Here is a 14,886-nt window from a genome sequence, read left to right as displayed (position 1 = left end):
GGCCCGGTGTAATTTGCACTCGGCCGGATGATCTTGTTATCGATACGTTGTTCAATGATGTGAGCGCTCCAGCCCGATGTCCGCGAGATCACGAACAGCGGCGTGAACATGGCCGTGGGCACGCCCATCGCGTGATAGGAAACGGCGCTGAACCAGTCCAGGTTCGGGAACATCTTCTTCGCGTCCCACATCGTTGTTTCGAGGCGTTCGGCGACGTCGTAGAGCTTGGTGTCGCCGGCTTCTTTCGATAACTTCTTCGCGATTTCCTTGATCACCTTGTTACGCGGATCGGAGATCGTGTACACCGGATGGCCGAAGCCGATCACCACTTCCTTTGCTTCCACGCGACGACGGATATCGGCTTCCGCTTCGTCGGGCGTCTGATAACGCGATTGAATATCGAACGCAGCTTCATTCGCGCCGCCGTGCTTCGGGCCGCGCAACGCGCCAATGCCGCCGGTAATCGCCGAGTACATGTCCGAGCCCGTGCCGGCGATTACACGACACGTGAACGTCGATGCGTTGAATTCGTGCTCGGCGTAAAGAATCAGCGACGCGTGCATTGCATCGACCCATGACTTCGACGGAGGAACACCATGCAGCAAATGCAGGAAGTGCCCGCCGATGGAATCGTCATCGGTCTCGGTCTCAATGCGCCGGCCGTTATGAGAATAGTGGTACCAGTACAGCAGAATGGAGCCGAGCGAGGCCATCAGGCGGTCGGCAATATCCTTGGCACCGGCAATGTTGTGATCCTCTTTCTCAGGCAACACGGTGCCGAGCACGGAGACACCGGTGCGCATCACATCCATCGGATGAGCCGATGCGGGAATCCATTCGAGCGCGGCTTTCAGGTTCGCGGGCAAACCACGCAAACCCTTGAGCTTGGCCTTGTACGTCTTGAGTTCAGCGACGGTCGGCAGTTTGCCATGCACGAGCAGATATGCGATCTCTTCGAACTCGGAGGTGCCGGCAATATCGAGGATGTCATAGCCACGATAATGCAAATCATTGCCCGTCTTGCCGACGGTGCACAGCGCGGTATTGCCCGCTGTCACACCCGACAGCGCGACTGATTTCTTCGGTTTGAAACCGCCGGTGGCGGGTGCCTCTTTCTCTAACGTATCGCTCATTCGACCCAGTCTCCTGATATGTGGAACGCGTTATTTGTCGAGTAAAAAAAGCGTCTCTGCGCCTTCAGGCAGCGCCTGTGCCGACGCTTTCGCGCGGCGCAGCACCGACCAGTAATATCGATAGCTTGCGCGATCGTGCAACGTGTCCTGATACCGCGTCGGTCCCCATTGCGCGTTTTGCGCGGCGAGCAAAATCTCTGTGGCAGTCGCGATTTCATCGCTGCGCGGCAGGAAGGCATCGACGATCGGCTTGATCTGATCCGGGTGGATGCTCCACATGCGCGTGTAGCCAAATTCGTTGCGGGCTCGCTGGGCGTCGTTCGCGACCACGCTCATGTCGCGCACTTCCGTGGAGACGTTATGCGACGCCACCTTGCCATGCGCGTGGCAAGCCGCCGCGATCTCGAGCTTCGCGCGCCGCACGAGCGGATGATCGAACTGACCCGGCGAGCGCATCGCGGTATCGGGAATCGCGCCGTTATGCGCCGACACAAAATCCATCAGCCCGAAACTCAACGCTTCAACGCCCGGCAGTGCCGCGAGTTCGAAGACCTCGGCCAGCGCACCATGTGTTTCGATCAGCAGTTGGCACGGAATCGCGTGCTTGATCCCGAACTCGCATCGCGACGCTTCGACGAACGCGACCATTTCGGCGGCATCGAAGACACTGCGAATCTTGGGCAGAGTGATGTACGCGGGTGCCTTCTTCGCGGCGCGAAGGATGATGCGCACGTCGTCACGCCACGCACGGTTCTCGAAGTCATGAATGCGCACGCCGACGCGGCCAAAGCGGTCTTCCTCGCTGCCGAGAAACGATGCCACCAGTTCCGCATGCGATGCTTCCTGACCGACTTGCGCGCCGTCCTCGCAATCGAGCGTGACGTCGAATACCGGCCCGAGTTGCGCCTGCAGCGCGAGCGATTTCCTGATCAGCTTTTCGCTTCCTGCATAGTGATCGCAAGGGGGCATCACAGCGGGTGGAACATCGCCTTCAAACAGGACTTCGGCGGGGGAGAGAGCGCGCATCGTCGGCGTCGGGTTGCTTGTAAAGAGGGTGGAAACAGCGGATTCGGGTGAGTTCGGATGTTTTTTCAAACGCTTTTCAAACACCAAACGCACTCGAATCAGCAGCGAGCGCCGGCCTTCCGGCCAGACACTCGCGTGAAACGCAAAGACAACCAGACCCGCTTACTTGCCCAGCAAATGCGCGACGCCGTCGCGCTCTTCGAGCAATTCGTTCAGCGTGCCGGTCATCTTCTCGCGCGAGAACGCGTCGATTTCTAGGCCTTCAACGCGCTTGTATTCGCCGTTTTCGCACGTCACGGGAACACCGTAGATGATGTCTTCCGGGATTTCGTACGAACCATCAGACGGAATGCCCATGGTGACCCACTTGCCGTTCGTGCCGAGCAGCCAGTCATGCACGTGGTCGATAGCCGCGTTGGCAGCGGACGCTGCCGACGACAAACCGCGCGCTTCGATAATCGCTGCGCCGCGCTTGCCAACCGTCGGGATGAACGTGTTGCGATTCCATTCGTCGTCGTTGATCAGCTTGGTCAGCGACTCGCCTTCGACCGTGGCGAAACGGAAATCCGGGTACATGGTCGGCGAGTGATTGCCCCACACAGCCAGCTTTTCGATCGATGCCACCGGCTTGCCCGACTTCGATGCCAGTTGCGACAGCGCGCGGTTGTGGTCGAGACGCAGCATGGCCGTGAAGTTCTTCTTCGGCAGATCCGGCGCCGACTTCATCGCGATGTACGCGTTCGTGTTGGCCGGATTTCCGACCACGAGCACCTTGACGTCGCGGCTGGCGACGTCGTTGAGCGCCTTGCCTTGCACCGTGAAAATTTCAGCGTTGGCGGACAGCAGGTCCTTACGCTCCATGCCCTTCGAACGGGGACGGGCGCCGACCAGCAATGCCACATCTGCGTCCTTGAACGCGACCTTCGGATCGTCCGTGACGACAACGCCTGCCAGCAGCGGGAACGCGCAGTCTTCCAGTTCCATGACTACGCCCTTGACAGCGCCTTGCGCCTGCGGCAGGTCGAGCAACTGAAGGATGACCGGCTGGTCTTTGCCTAGCAGGTCGCCATTGGCGATGCGAAACAGCAACGAGTAACCGATTTGACCTGCGGCGCCGGTGACGGCAACGCGCTTTGCGGACTTAGCCATTGAGAACACTCCTGAACGGTGCGTGAAACGCTAGGGGAAAACGCCATTTTAGGCGCGTTACGCGAAGCGTTGATGAAGCACGTGAATCAAACTGCGCGGGCTGTCACGAAAACCCAATGCCAATGCGCCTGAAGCGAGATTGTCACTGTCCTTCCGGTAGCATGCCGGCAATCGCAGCCCGACCCTCGTGCTGGGAATCTGGCTCTGTGAGCATGGGATTTGCGCTGGATCCTGCAGTTCAGCGCCGCGCAACACCTCGTGCGTCGCGTTTTCGAAGGCGCGCGGGCGTTGCAAGAGCGGGGCACTGGCAGCGGCAGCGAACACGAAAGCCGTTCGGCTTGAAGCGATGAGCGGTAGGGCGTCATGGGGCGTTCCGGGGCGTTTTTGGTGGCCGGCGTAAAGCTGGCCGACGCAGCGGCTGTGCCGCACGACACGCGCAGCATCCCGCAAACCCTTGCTCGCCAAGGAGTGTAGGATTCGATCAGGGCAAAGTCAACCGTATCATATGTCTTATATAAGACATAGGAATGTCCGGGAAAACGCTAGACGCGCGTTGACGCTTTATGATGAAATGCGCGCATGAATTCAAACCCAGCGAGCACCACGAACCTTTCCGGCGCATCCGGTGCGACGGAAGTCGTGCCTGCCTCGTCGCCTACGTTCAGCCCGCTATACCAGCAGATCAAGGCCCTGATTACCCAGGGGCTTGAATCGGGCGAATGGAAGCCCGGCGAAATGATCCCGAGCGAAGTCGAGTTGGCCGCCCGCTACAAGGTCAGCCAGGGAACGGTGCGCAAAGCTATCGACGAACTTGCTGCCGACAACCTGCTCGTACGCCGTCAGGGCAAAGGCACGTTTGTTGCAACGCACAACGAAGATCGCGTACAGTTTCGCTTTCTGCGATTGCTGCCGGAAGATGGTGACCTTCATCCCCACGTGAGCCGATTGCTGGAGTGCCGCCGTTTGCGCGCACCCGCCGAGATCGCTCGCCAGCTGGACCTGAAGCCTGCTGACCCGGTTGTATGCATCAAGCGCTTGCTGCAATTCGACGGCCAAACCACCGTCTTCGATGAAATCTGGCTGCCCGGCGCGGTCTTTCGCGGTCTGACGGCTGAACGCCTGGCGGATTACAAAGGCCCGCTTTATGCGATGTTCGAAACGGAGTTCGGTACGCGCATGATCCGGGCATCGGAGAAAATCAGGGCTGTCGGTGCGGACGACCAGGTCGCCGAACTGCTTGGCGTGGCAGCCGGGTCGCCGTTATTGTCGGTCGAGCGGGTGTCGTACACGTATGGCGACCGGCCGGTTGAAGTGCGGCGCGGGTGGTATGTCACGAACGGCTATTACTATCAAAACGATTTAAGTTAAAGCGGGTGTTGAAGCGGACGTGGACGGCTCGGCGGCAGGCCCCAAGGGGCGCTTAAGAGTCTTTCTCACGCGACTAGCAATAGCCTCTTGCGCGGCATTTCGCTGCAGCGCGATATAAAAAGGCGCTAAAATCGCGGACTAGTGTGATAACAAAGTTGGGGTCTAGCATGGCTGAAGCTGCAAAAAAACCAAGACCTGAGTACCGGAATATCGGAATCGCTCAGCTAGCAACCTACCGCTTGCCACTAGCGGGAAAGGTTTCAATCCTTCACCGCATTAGTGGTCTGCTTCTATTCGTAGCGCTGCCGTTTCTGCTTTATCTGCTGGACCAAAGCCTCACGTCGGAGATCAGCTTCGACTCGTTCAAGGGCTTTCTCGCCAATCCCCTCGTCAAGATCGTCGTCCTCGTGCTTTCGTGGTCCTTCATGTTCCACTTTTGCGCCGGCATCCGCTTCCTGCTGCTCGACACGCACCGTGCAGTGAGCAAGGAAGGCGGCAAGCAGACGTCCATTGTCGTGCTCGCGGTGTCATCCCTGCTGACAATCGTCGTTGCGCTTAAACTCTTCGGAGCCTTCTGAGAATGGCAGCGAATAACAACAATCGAATCGGTCCCAAGCGCCTCGTCGTTGGCGCGCACTACGGTTTGCGCGACTGGCTGGCGCAACGCATTACCGCCGTCGTGATGGCCCTGTACACGCTGGTCCTGCTGTTCTGGTTCTTCGGCGCGCGTGATTTTTCGTACGACGGCTGGGCCTCCATTTTCGCCATGCAATGGATGAAGCTGGCCACCTTCGTAGCCTTGCTCTCGCTCTTTTATCACGCGTGGGTCGGCATTCGCGACATCTGGATGGACTACATCAAGCCGGTCGGCTTGCGCCTGTTCCTTCAAGTGGCGACGATCCTCTGGCTGGTCGGTTGTATCGGCTACGCGGCACAGATTCTCTGGAGAGTGTAAAGAATGGCTGCAATTAAAACGTCCCTGCCGCGTCGCCGTTTCGACGTCGTGATCGTAGGTGCAGGTGGTTCGGGCATGCGTGCGTCGCTGCAACTGGCTCGTGCGGGTCTGTCGGTCGCGGTGCTGTCCAAAGTGTTCCCGACGCGTTCGCACACGGTTGCGGCCCAAGGCGGTATTGGCGCATCGCTCGGCAACATGAGCGAAGACAACTGGCATTACCACTTCTACGACACCATCAAGGGCTCCGACTGGCTCGGCGACCAGGATGCGATCGAATTCATGTGCCGTGAAGCGCCCGGTGCTGTTTATGAACTCGAACACATGGGCATGCCGTTCGACCGTAACGCTGACGGCACGATCTATCAGCGTCCGTTTGGCGGCCACACGGCGAACTACGGTGAAAAGCCGGTGCAGCGCGCTTGCGCCGCGGCCGACCGTACCGGCCACGCATTGCTGCACACGCTGTATCAGCAGAACGTCGCGGCCAAGACGCATTTCTTCGTTGAATGGATGGCGCTGGACCTGATCCGCGACGCCGACGGCGACGTGCTCGGCGTGACCGCCATGGAAATGGAAACGGGCGACGTCCACATCCTCGAAGGCAAGACCACGTTGTTCGCCACGGGCGGCGCGGGCCGGATCTTCGCGGCATCGACGAATGCGTTTATCAATACCGGCGACGGACTCGGCATGGCGGCTCGTTCGGGCATCGCTTTGCAGGACATGGAATTCTGGCAATTCCATCCGACCGGTGTAGCGGGCGCGGGCGTGCTGATTACCGAAGGCGTGCGCGGCGAGGGCGGGATTCTGCGTAACTCGGACGGTGAGCGCTTCATGGAACGTTATGCGCCGACGCTGAAGGACCTGGCGCCGCGCGACTTTGTTTCGCGTTCGATGGACCAGGAGATCAAGGAAGGCCGCGGTGTCGGTCCGAACAAGGACCACGTCTTGCTGGATCTCTCGCACATTGGCGCCGAGACCATCATGAAGCGGCTGCCGTCGATCCGCGAAATCGCGATGAAGTTCGCGAACGTGGACTGCATCAAGGAACCCATTCCGGTGGTGCCGACCATCCACTATCAGATGGGCGGCATTCCTACGAACATTCACGGTCAGGTCGTGGGCACGCTAAAGGGCGGCTACGAAGAGCCGGTCAACGGCTTTTACGCGGTCGGCGAATGTTCGTGCGTGTCGGTGCATGGCGCGAACCGCCTGGGCACGAACTCGCTGCTGGACCTCGTGGTGTTCGGCCGCGCGGCCGGCAACCACATCATCAAGCATGCGCTGGAAATGAAGGAACACAAGCCGCTGCCGGCCGATGCCGCCGACGCTGCGCTTGAACGCCTCGCCGTGCTGGAGAACTCGTCGTCGGGCGAATACACGCAGTCGATCGCCAACGACATCCGCGCGACCATGCAGGCGCATGCCGGCGTGTTCCGTACGTCGAAGCTGCTGTCGGAAGGCGTGGACAAGGTCAAGGAATTGTCCGAGCGCGTGAAGCATGTGCATCTGAAGGACAAGTCGAAGGTGTTCAACACGGCGAAGGTCGAAGCACTGGAACTCGCGAACCTGATCGAAGTGGCGCGGGCCACCATGATCTCGGCCGAAGCGCGCAAGGAAAGCCGCGGTGCGCATGCGCATAGCGACTTCGAAATTCGCGACGACGAGAACTGGATGAAGCACACGCTGTGGTTCAGCGAAGGCGACAAGCTCGATTACAAGCCGGTGCACATGACGCCGCTGACGGTCGAATCGGTGCCGCCGAAAGCGCGTACCTTCTAAGGCAAAGGAATCGAAATGGCAAAGCGTACTTTTGAAATCTACCGCTACGATCCGGACAAGGACGCGGCGCCCCGCATGCAGACGTACGAGATCGAGATCGACTCGCATGAGCGCATGTTGCTGGACGCACTGCTGAAGCTGAAGTCGGTCGACGAAACGCTGTCGTTCCGCCGTTCGTGCCGTGAAGGCGTGTGCGGTTCGGACGCCATGAACATCAACGGCAAGAACGGTCTGGCCTGCTTGCAGAACATGAACGACCTGCCGCAGAAGATCGTGCTGCGTCCGCTGCCGGGCTTGCCCGTGGTGCGCGACCTGATTTGCGATTTCACGCAGTTCTTCAACCAGTATCACTCGATCAAGCCGTACCTGATCAACGACACGCCGCCGCCGGAAAAAGAGCGTCTGCAAACGCCTGAAGAGCGCGACGAGCTCGACGGTCTGTATGAGTGCATCTTGTGTGCTAGCTGCTCGACTTCATGCCCGAGCTTTTGGTGGAACCCGGACAAGTTCGTGGGTCCGGCGGGCTTGCTGCAAGCCTATCGATTCATTGCGGACAGCCGCGACGAAGCGACGGGTGAACGTCTCGACAACCTGGAAGATCCGTACCGTCTGTTCCGTTGCCATACCATCATGAATTGCGTCGATGTGTGTCCCAAGGGACTGAATCCTACGAAGGCAATTGGCAAGATTAAAGAATTGATGGTGCGCCGCGCTGTCTGAGAAGGACTTGTGTCATGAATGACTCCGGGCATCAGTCCGACCCTCTACGCCGCGCGCGCCTTCGCTGGCGCGCGCGGCGCGGTCTGCTGGAAAACGATTTGATCTTCGAGCGTTTTTTCAGCCGATATGAGCACGACCTCAGTGACGCGGACGTTGGTGTGCTGACGCAACTGCTGGAACTGAGCGACAACGACCTGATGGACTTGCTGCTGGCACGCAAGGAACCGGATGGCGAACTGGCCTCGCCGGATATGACCCGCGTGCTGGAGATGCTGCGCTCTGCCTGATTTAGTTCACTGAGCCAGTTCATGCGGTCGTGCAAGAGTCGTGCGAATTATCGAAAACCTGTTTCCATACTTCGATTGAGGATGTGCTATGACCCCGTCAGATGTTAAAGCCACGCTATCGTTCAGCGACAACTCGCCGAGCGTTGAAATGCCGATCTACAAGGGCACCTTGGGCCCGGACGTAATCGACATCCGCAAGCTCTACGGCCAGACCGGCAAGTTCACGTACGATCCGGGCTTCATGTCGACGGCGGCGTGCAATTCCGCAATTACGTACATCGACGGCGATAAGGGTGAGTTGCTGTATCGCGGGTATCCAATCGAGGAACTCGCGGTCAAGGCCGACTTCATGGAGACCTGCTACGCGCTGCTCCACGGCGATCTGCCGACGGTCAAGGAAAAGGAAGACTTCGTTGAAACCGTCACGAAGCACACGATGGTTCACGAGCAGATGCATTTCTTCTACCGTGGTTTCCGTCGCGATGCACACCCGATGGCGGTGCTCGTGGCTGCCGTGGGTGCGTTGTCGGCGTTCTATCACGACTCGCTGAATATCAATGATCCGCGTCATCGTGAAGTGTCGGCCATTCGCATGATTGCGAAGCTGCCGACGCTGGTGGCGATGGCGTACAAGTTCACGATCGGCCAGCCGTTCGTTTATCCGAAGAACGACCTGTCGTACAGCGCGAACTTCATGCACATGATGTTCTCGAACCCGTGCGAAGAGTACAAGGTCAACGACGTGCTCGTGCGCGCGCTGGATCGGATTTTGATCTTGCATGCGGACCATGAGCAGAATGCTTCGACGTCGACCGTGCGTCTGGCTGGGTCGTCCGGTGCGAATCCGTTTGCTTGTATTGCCGCTGGTATTGCTTGTTTGTGGGGCCCGGCGCATGGCGGTGCGAATGAAGCCGCGTTGAACATGCTGGAAGAGATCGGCTCGGTCGACAACATTCCTGAGTTCATCAAGCAAGTGAAGGACAAGAATTCGGGCGTGAAGCTGATGGGCTTCGGGCATCGCGTTTATAAGAACTACGATCCGCGCGCGAAGCTGATGCGTGAAACGTGCCATGAAGTGCTGGAAGAACTGGGTCTGCACGATGACCCGTTGTTCAAGCTTGCAATGGCGCTGGAAAAGATTGCGCTGGAAGACGAGTACTTTGTGTCGCGTAAGCTGTATCCGAATGTCGATTTCTATTCGGGTATTGTTCAGCGCGCGCTGGGAATTCCGACGGCTATGTTTACGTGCGTGTTTGCAATGGCGCGTACGGTGGGCTGGATTGCGCAGTGGAACGAAATGATCGCTGATCCGGAACAGAAGATTGGCCGTCCGCGTCAGTTGTTTATCGGCGATACGCCGCGCGAAGCGAAGGCGATTGATAAGCGGTAAATGGTAGCGGTTGTTGGCGCAGTAAAGCCCGTTTGGGGCTGAAAGCTGCGCAGTGTGTAGCGGGATAAGAAACGCCCCAACGGGTTTGCCGTTGGGGCGTTTCTTATTGTGCGCCCAGCATGGGCGCAATCTTCGAAGTGTAGGTCCTTCCGTGAGTTGACCACGGCGATTAAAGCACAACTGCGTGAGGGTGAGTGCGCATGGGAGTCTCGGCATCAGGGGATGCCGCTGTCCCGTTGCTGGCCGATGTGATGCTCGACGTTGATGAGGCGGAGCGGGAATAGAAGACGCGGGTCATTGCTCTGGGCGCTACGCCGACCGTGTAGGCGCGTGCGTTCGTAGTCCTCGCGCCGGGCTAACGCGAAGGACGCGTTAGGCAGCGTATTCCAGGCGTTACAGTGGTACCACTGGTTAATGCGCAGAAGCTCAAGGCATGGCTTGTTTCGAGATACGAAGTAGTGCAAACTTTCATTTTGAAAGGCTCTCGCCTTAGCGAAACGCAGTAAAAGACCTCGGAGACAAATTGTTTCGATTTCAATGCGCTACATGCGATAAATGGCACGTGGGCGAGCCGAGTCTTGCCTTCGCCGTGCCGGACTACTTGTCGGGAATTCCCCAAGATCAGCATAAGTCGCGCGTCCGCTGCTCGGAAGATCTTTGTGCGGTCGATGATGAATTCTTTTTCGCACGGGTAAGCCTTGAGATACCAATTATTGGTGCCAGCGCGCCATTTCTCTGGGGCATTTGGGTGACCCTGAGCAGGCGAAGCTTTGACGACTACACCGAGCGATTCGAACGGCGTGAGGCCGGAGGCCCGTACTTCAGTTGGCTTGCGAATGAGCTTCCCGGCTACCCGCCGCTAGCCGGACAGCAGTCGCGTATTTTCGCTCGGGCTGGAGGGCTCAGGCCTTTGGTCAAACTCGAAGAATCGGATCATCCGCTGTCTGTGGACTTTCACAAAGGGATGTCGGCGGACCGTGCTGAAGCTATTTTCCAGATGGTTCTCCATCGGACCGACCGGGCTCACTGACGCCCAGATCTGAAAGCGAACACAGCGGCATAGCCAACTGAATAGGCGCGCCCGGTACCTTCGTGGGCTCTACTGGCTGTCTGGTTGGTCGAGGTATGTCTTCAGAGATGCGTCGTCGGGATCGCCGAAGGACTCTACTGCTGCTCATTGCGCCGGGAACTGCCCTCGATCATCGACGTTGGAGCGCGAGGTGCTCGTTCCATAGGGGAACCTTCGCATGCAAGTGGCCTGCTGGCGAAACAAGTGTGGGCAGTCGGTAACTAATCATAAAACAAATGACAACGAAAAATTATCTACTCATTATGGCTGTTTTTCTTTGCCAAGCATGCACAACGATATTGGATAAAAATGCCGTATCAGACAATGCGCCAACGACCTTAAACGACGCCAATTCGCAATACAGGTTAGGACTGGATTACGAAGCCGGCAAGGGCGTGCCGCAAGATATGGGGCAAGCTCAGATCTGGATCGAACGAGCGGCAAAACAAGGGCTGGCGCAAGCACAGTACGCGTTGGCGTCGCTGTATCTGACCGGACATACGTTGGATGATGATCGTGTTGCAATCCGTTGGTTTCAGTTACGGACCGACCAGAGTTATGCAATGGCGCAGTCCACGTTCGGCTGGAAAATCGAATATACGGAAGATATGCCCGCGGAAATAGACACTAAAATATTCAGGAATTACCTCTCAGCGGCACAGCAAGGCTACGCAAAGGCGCAGTTTGCGGTGGGATGGCTCTATCAAAACATCGGTAACGCAGAGCATGCAGTTTTCTGGTATCGACTGTCAGCCGATCAGGGAAATATGGCGGCTGAAAATAGACTGGGTTTCTACTATCTCGCAAAACGCGACTATCCGAAAGCATTGGAGTGGTTTCAAAAATCAGCCGGGCACGGATATGATGCGGCCAAATTAAACATTGGCAACATGTATTGGAGTGGTCAAGTCGGTAAGAAAAATAGGGAAGAGGCGATTCGCTGGTATCAAAAGGCTGCAAACCAAAAGTACCCAGTGGCACAGTATCAGCTCGGCAAGACCTACTGGGAAGCGGACGAATATAAAGATAAATCGCAAGCGTTGCATTTGTTCCGTTTAGCGGCGGACCAGGGATTCGCACCAGCGCAAGCCTACCTCGGCAATATCTATGCTCAAGGCCTCGGCGGGGTGCCGCAGGATACCGAGCAGGGCCTACGCTGGCTGAAGTTGGCAATTGATCAGAATTCCGATGTTGCCGAAAGCATACTGTCGCGGATGTACGCGAATGGAATTGGTGTAACGCCCGATCTGAGTATCGCATTTCAGTGGGCTTATCGCTCGGCCATCCAGGGGAATCTCCAAGCGCAATATGACGTTGGCAGAGCATATGCGTTAGGGCTTGGTGTTCCCGCAGATAAGCAGCAGGCCGCCAGTTGGTTCCGTTTATCAGCAAATCAAGGATATCCCGGCGCGCAATACTTTCTCGGCTCGTTGTATTTCAGCGGTGAGGGTGTACCGCAAGACAAACCGAAGGCCCTAGCCTTGATGCGGTTAGCTGTGGAGCAGGGGACTCTATCGCAATTCTTTGAACGGGGAGCGCCGGAAAACATGGTGGCCCTCATTTATCTAACTGGGGACGGGGCACCCAAAAACGGGCCCGAAGCAGTGAAGTGGTTCACGCTGGCAGCGGGGCTTGGAAACACGTTAGCGCAACAATATCTAGGCGATATCTATCGATTGGGTGAAGCTGTTCCTCAGGACATGCAAAAGTCGTTTCATTGGTACAAGCTGGCGGCCGATGCTGGAAACGCTGAGGCACAGGTGAGCGTAGGGCAGCTCTACATAGATGGATCCGGCGTAACGCAAGATTATCAGCAGGCGTTTAAGTGGGTACAGCTAGCTGCCGATCAAGGTTTGGCGCTGGCTCATACAAAATTGGGCTGGATGTATATGAACGGGTATGGAGTTGCACGGAATGACCGAGAAGCCCTGAAATGGGAAAAATCGGCCGCACAGAAGGGTGATCCTGCGGGCCAGTTTAACCTTGGATTACTTTATCTCCGTGGCCAAGGCATTAAAGCTGATAAGCAAGAGGCTCTCAAGTGGTTACAACTATCCGCGGGGCAAGGATACGAGGCGGCAAAAACTGTACTGACGGAGCTATAGCAGAGCGTTCTGACGGGCATGTCACGTGCGGGGTGGCGATAGCGCGTATGGGGACTGGATTGCGCAGTGGAACGAAATGATCGCTGATCCTGACAGAAGATTGGCCGTCCGCGTCAGTTGTTTATCGGCGATACGCCGCGCGAAGCGAAGGAGATTGATAAGCGGTAAGTTGCATTAAGTAGTGGTTGGAAGGAAGCCCCGGCGGGTGTTTGCTGGGGCTTTTTTCATTCTTGAGCCTGATTGTTTCTCGATGTTTCTCGATCTGCCGTCCTGCTCTTCGCGCTCTTGCCAGCCCCACCCGTCCAAGCCAAAACTCGCGCAAACACGAGCCATATCAACACGTGACTTGTGTAGTAATGCCAAGATATCCAGGCTTACTGACCCTGCGGGCATTGCCCGCAAACTGCAAGAGGTGCTACCGATGTTTCCAGAATTTCGCGATCTGATTTCCACGCTCAAGACTGAAGATGCCCACTTCGCCCGATTGTTTCAGCGTCACAACGAACTGGATCATGAGATCAAGAACATGGAGGGTGGGCCGCTACCCGCGGACGGTCGAACTATCGAAACGCTCAAGAAGGAAAAGCTGCTTTTGAAGGACAAGCTCTACGTTGTCTTGAAGAAGGCCGCGACGCCGGCTTAAGCAGGCAGCGCCTCGTTTAAACCTGAGAGGCGGGGCGCCTAGTTATAAGGAACAGACTTTGACATCACAGCACGACAAATCCGACGCCCGCCATTCAGCCGTGCGAAGCGTCTCTCGCGGCGACGTTCTGGAGACCCGCACTCCGCGTGCAGCACAGATCGATGAAACCGGCCGCGCTGTCCAGGCGGCCAATGAGCAAATTTCTAGCACTTTGCAACACGTGTTGCAGGGTGCCGCGCAGGACCCGGGCACGCTGATGGACACCATCAAGACATTGATGAACGGTCTTTCCCCGGATGAATCCACCGCCTTGCGCAGCGTGATGCTAGAAGGCGATCCGGCCCTTTGGCACGCGCGCGCATCGCGGCATCCAGACGACGAGTTGGCGCGTGACTGGCGTGGGGGCGGGTATCCGTATCGGAACCTGATGTCGCGCCACGCGTACGAAAAGCAGAAGTATGCGCTGCAGGTCGAATTGCTGAAGCTGCAGGCGTGGGTACGGGAGACCGGCCAGCGTCTGGTGATCCTGTTCGAAGGACGCGACGCTGCCGGCAAGGGCGGCGCCATCAAGCGCTTTATGGAACACATGAATCCGCGCGGCGCGCGAGTTGTCGCGCTCGAAAAGCCGACCGAATCGGAGCGCGGCCAATGGTACTTCCAGCGATACGTTCAGCACCTGCCGACATCGGGCGAAATCGTGCTGTTCGACCGCTCCTGGTACAACCGGGCAGGCGTGGAACGGGTCATGGGGTTTTGTTCAGAACATGAATACAACGACTTCATGCAGCAGGTTCCCGAGTTCGAGCGGCAACTTGTTCAAAGCGGCATGCACGTCGTCAAGTTCTGGTTTTCCGTGAGCCGGGAAGAACAGCGCCGGCGCTTCAAGGAACGCGAGATTCATCCGCTCAAGCAATGGAAGCTCAGTCCGGTCGATCTCGCATCGCTGGACAAGTGGAACGAATACACGGACGCGAAGGAAGCGATGTTCGCGCAAACGGACACGGCCGATTCTCCATGGGCGGTGGTTCGCTCGGACTGCAAGAAGCGGGCGCGGCTTAATGCAATGCGCCATATTCTGCACAAGCTTCCGTATGCGAATCGGGATGTTCGCGCGATTGGAATGGTCGATCCGTTGATCGTGGGACGGGCTTTGTAGCAGGTGCTTGAGACGAACTGTTGATACATTCGACGGGTGTAGGTGCAATCAGCGCCCACACCCATTTTTTATGCTCGGCAATTCGTCCGTTGGGCGACGTTTC

14 protein-coding genes are annotated in these 14,886 nt (G+C 57.5%); 11 read left to right on the top strand and 3 right to left on the bottom strand.

Annotated features, from left to right (window positions below):
• From prpC to ACMX25_RS38065, 3 genes are all read right to left on the bottom strand, one after another.
• On the bottom strand, positions 1-1,133 hold a 1,133-nt coding region (gene prpC / locus ACMX25_RS38075), incomplete at its 3' end, for a bifunctional 2-methylcitrate synthase/citrate synthase (protein ID WP_414955016.1).
• Between the two features lie 30 nt (positions 1,134-1,163).
• Positions 1,164-2,159 (bottom strand): HpcH/HpaI aldolase/citrate lyase family protein, encoded by a 996-nt coding sequence (locus tag ACMX25_RS38070; RefSeq protein WP_414955017.1) that lies wholly within the window; start codon positions 2,157-2,159, stop codon positions 1,164-1,166.
• A 162-nt stretch (positions 2,160-2,321) separates the two neighbouring features.
• Complete coding sequence (locus ACMX25_RS38065) at positions 2,322-3,308, bottom strand: malate dehydrogenase (RefSeq protein WP_414955015.1); 987 nt, start codon at positions 3,306-3,308, stop codon at positions 2,322-2,324.
• A 579-nt stretch (positions 3,309-3,887) separates the two neighbouring features.
• Between ACMX25_RS38065 and ACMX25_RS38060 the strand changes: the two genes are divergently transcribed.
• The 11 genes from ACMX25_RS38060 to ppk2 all read left to right on the top strand — a co-directional run bounded on the left by ACMX25_RS38060 (position 3,888) and on the right by ppk2 (position 14,783).
• On the top strand, positions 3,888-4,676 hold the full coding sequence (locus ACMX25_RS38060) for a GntR family transcriptional regulator (RefSeq protein ID WP_414955014.1): 789 nt from the start codon (positions 3,888-3,890) through the stop codon (positions 4,674-4,676).
• A 167-nt stretch (positions 4,677-4,843) separates the two neighbouring features.
• Positions 4,844-5,254 (top strand): succinate dehydrogenase, cytochrome b556 subunit, encoded by a 411-nt coding sequence (gene sdhC, locus ACMX25_RS38055; protein ID WP_414955013.1) that lies wholly within the window; start codon positions 4,844-4,846, stop codon positions 5,252-5,254.
• A 2-nt stretch (positions 5,255-5,256) separates the two neighbouring features.
• On the top strand, positions 5,257-5,631 hold the full coding sequence (gene sdhD / locus ACMX25_RS38050) for a succinate dehydrogenase, hydrophobic membrane anchor protein (RefSeq protein ID WP_165102064.1): 375 nt from the start codon (positions 5,257-5,259) through the stop codon (positions 5,629-5,631).
• 3 nt (positions 5,632-5,634) lie between these two features.
• A complete protein-coding gene (gene sdhA / locus ACMX25_RS38045; protein WP_414955012.1) occupies positions 5,635-7,413 on the top strand; it encodes a succinate dehydrogenase flavoprotein subunit in 1,779 nt (592 codons plus the stop codon).
• Positions 7,414-7,428: 15 nt separating this feature from the next.
• On the top strand, positions 7,429-8,133 hold the full coding sequence (locus tag ACMX25_RS38040) for a succinate dehydrogenase iron-sulfur subunit (RefSeq protein WP_031362534.1): 705 nt from the start codon (positions 7,429-7,431) through the stop codon (positions 8,131-8,133).
• Positions 8,134-8,147: 14 nt separating this feature from the next.
• Complete coding sequence (locus tag ACMX25_RS38035) at positions 8,148-8,420, top strand: FAD assembly factor SdhE (protein WP_062086335.1); 273 nt, start codon at positions 8,148-8,150, stop codon at positions 8,418-8,420.
• An 88-nt stretch (positions 8,421-8,508) separates the two neighbouring features.
• Complete coding sequence (gene gltA / locus ACMX25_RS38030) at positions 8,509-9,810, top strand: citrate synthase (protein WP_414955011.1); 1,302 nt, start codon at positions 8,509-8,511, stop codon at positions 9,808-9,810.
• Positions 9,811-10,333: 523 nt separating this feature from the next.
• The gene (locus tag ACMX25_RS38025; RefSeq protein ID WP_414955010.1) at positions 10,334-10,840 is read left to right on the top strand and encodes a DUF2199 domain-containing protein; all 507 of its coding nucleotides are present in this window, start codon (positions 10,334-10,336) and stop codon (positions 10,838-10,840) included.
• 275 nt (positions 10,841-11,115) lie between these two features.
• The gene (locus tag ACMX25_RS38020; RefSeq protein ID WP_414955009.1) at positions 11,116-12,984 is read left to right on the top strand and encodes a tetratricopeptide repeat protein; all 1,869 of its coding nucleotides are present in this window, start codon (positions 11,116-11,118) and stop codon (positions 12,982-12,984) included.
• 421 nt (positions 12,985-13,405) lie between these two features.
• Positions 13,406-13,627, top strand: a complete 222-nt coding sequence (locus ACMX25_RS38015; RefSeq protein ID WP_031362537.1) for a YdcH family protein — start codon at positions 13,406-13,408, stop codon at positions 13,625-13,627.
• A 58-nt stretch (positions 13,628-13,685) separates the two neighbouring features.
• Positions 13,686-14,783, top strand: a complete 1,098-nt coding sequence (ppk2, locus tag ACMX25_RS38010) for a polyphosphate kinase 2 (RefSeq protein ID WP_414955008.1) — start codon at positions 13,686-13,688, stop codon at positions 14,781-14,783.
• The last annotated feature ends 103 nt before the right edge of the window (positions 14,784-14,886 follow it).

Source organism: Caballeronia eucalypticola (assembly GCF_047608185.1).
GTDB lineage: Bacteria > Pseudomonadota > Gammaproteobacteria > Burkholderiales > Burkholderiaceae > Caballeronia.
Note: the sequence above shows the minus strand (reverse complement) of the source record. Positions and strands in the feature narration are given on the sequence as shown.

What these genes read in the sequence shown, in the direction of transcription:
- sdhC (WP_414955013.1), top strand. Translation starts at nt 4,844, where the DNA reads ATGGCTGAAGCTGCAAAAAAACCAAGACCTGAGTACCGGAATATCGGA.
- sdhA (WP_414955012.1), top strand. Translation starts at nt 5,635, where the DNA reads ATGGCTGCAATTAAAACGTCCCTGCCGCGTCGCCGTTTCGACGTCGTG.
- ACMX25_RS38015 (WP_031362537.1), top strand. Translation starts at nt 13,406, where the DNA reads ATGTTTCCAGAATTTCGCGATCTGATTTCCACGCTCAAGACTGAAGAT.
- sdhD (WP_165102064.1), top strand. Translation starts at nt 5,257, where the DNA reads ATGGCAGCGAATAACAACAATCGAATCGGTCCCAAGCGCCTCGTCGTT.
- ACMX25_RS38035 (WP_062086335.1), top strand. Translation starts at nt 8,148, where the DNA reads ATGAATGACTCCGGGCATCAGTCCGACCCTCTACGCCGCGCGCGCCTT.
- ACMX25_RS38065 (WP_414955015.1), bottom strand. Translation starts at nt 3,308, where the DNA reads ATGGCTAAGTCCGCAAAGCGCGTTGCCGTCACCGGCGCCGCAGGTCAA.
- ACMX25_RS38020 (WP_414955009.1), top strand. Translation starts at nt 11,116, where the DNA reads ATGACAACGAAAAATTATCTACTCATTATGGCTGTTTTTCTTTGCCAA.
- ACMX25_RS38060 (WP_414955014.1), top strand. Translation starts at nt 3,888, where the DNA reads ATGAATTCAAACCCAGCGAGCACCACGAACCTTTCCGGCGCATCCGGT.
- ACMX25_RS38070 (WP_414955017.1), bottom strand. Translation starts at nt 2,159, where the DNA reads ATGCGCGCTCTCTCCCCCGCCGAAGTCCTGTTTGAAGGCGATGTTCCA.
- ACMX25_RS38040 (WP_031362534.1), top strand. Translation starts at nt 7,429, where the DNA reads ATGGCAAAGCGTACTTTTGAAATCTACCGCTACGATCCGGACAAGGAC.
- gltA (WP_414955011.1), top strand. Translation starts at nt 8,509, where the DNA reads ATGACCCCGTCAGATGTTAAAGCCACGCTATCGTTCAGCGACAACTCG.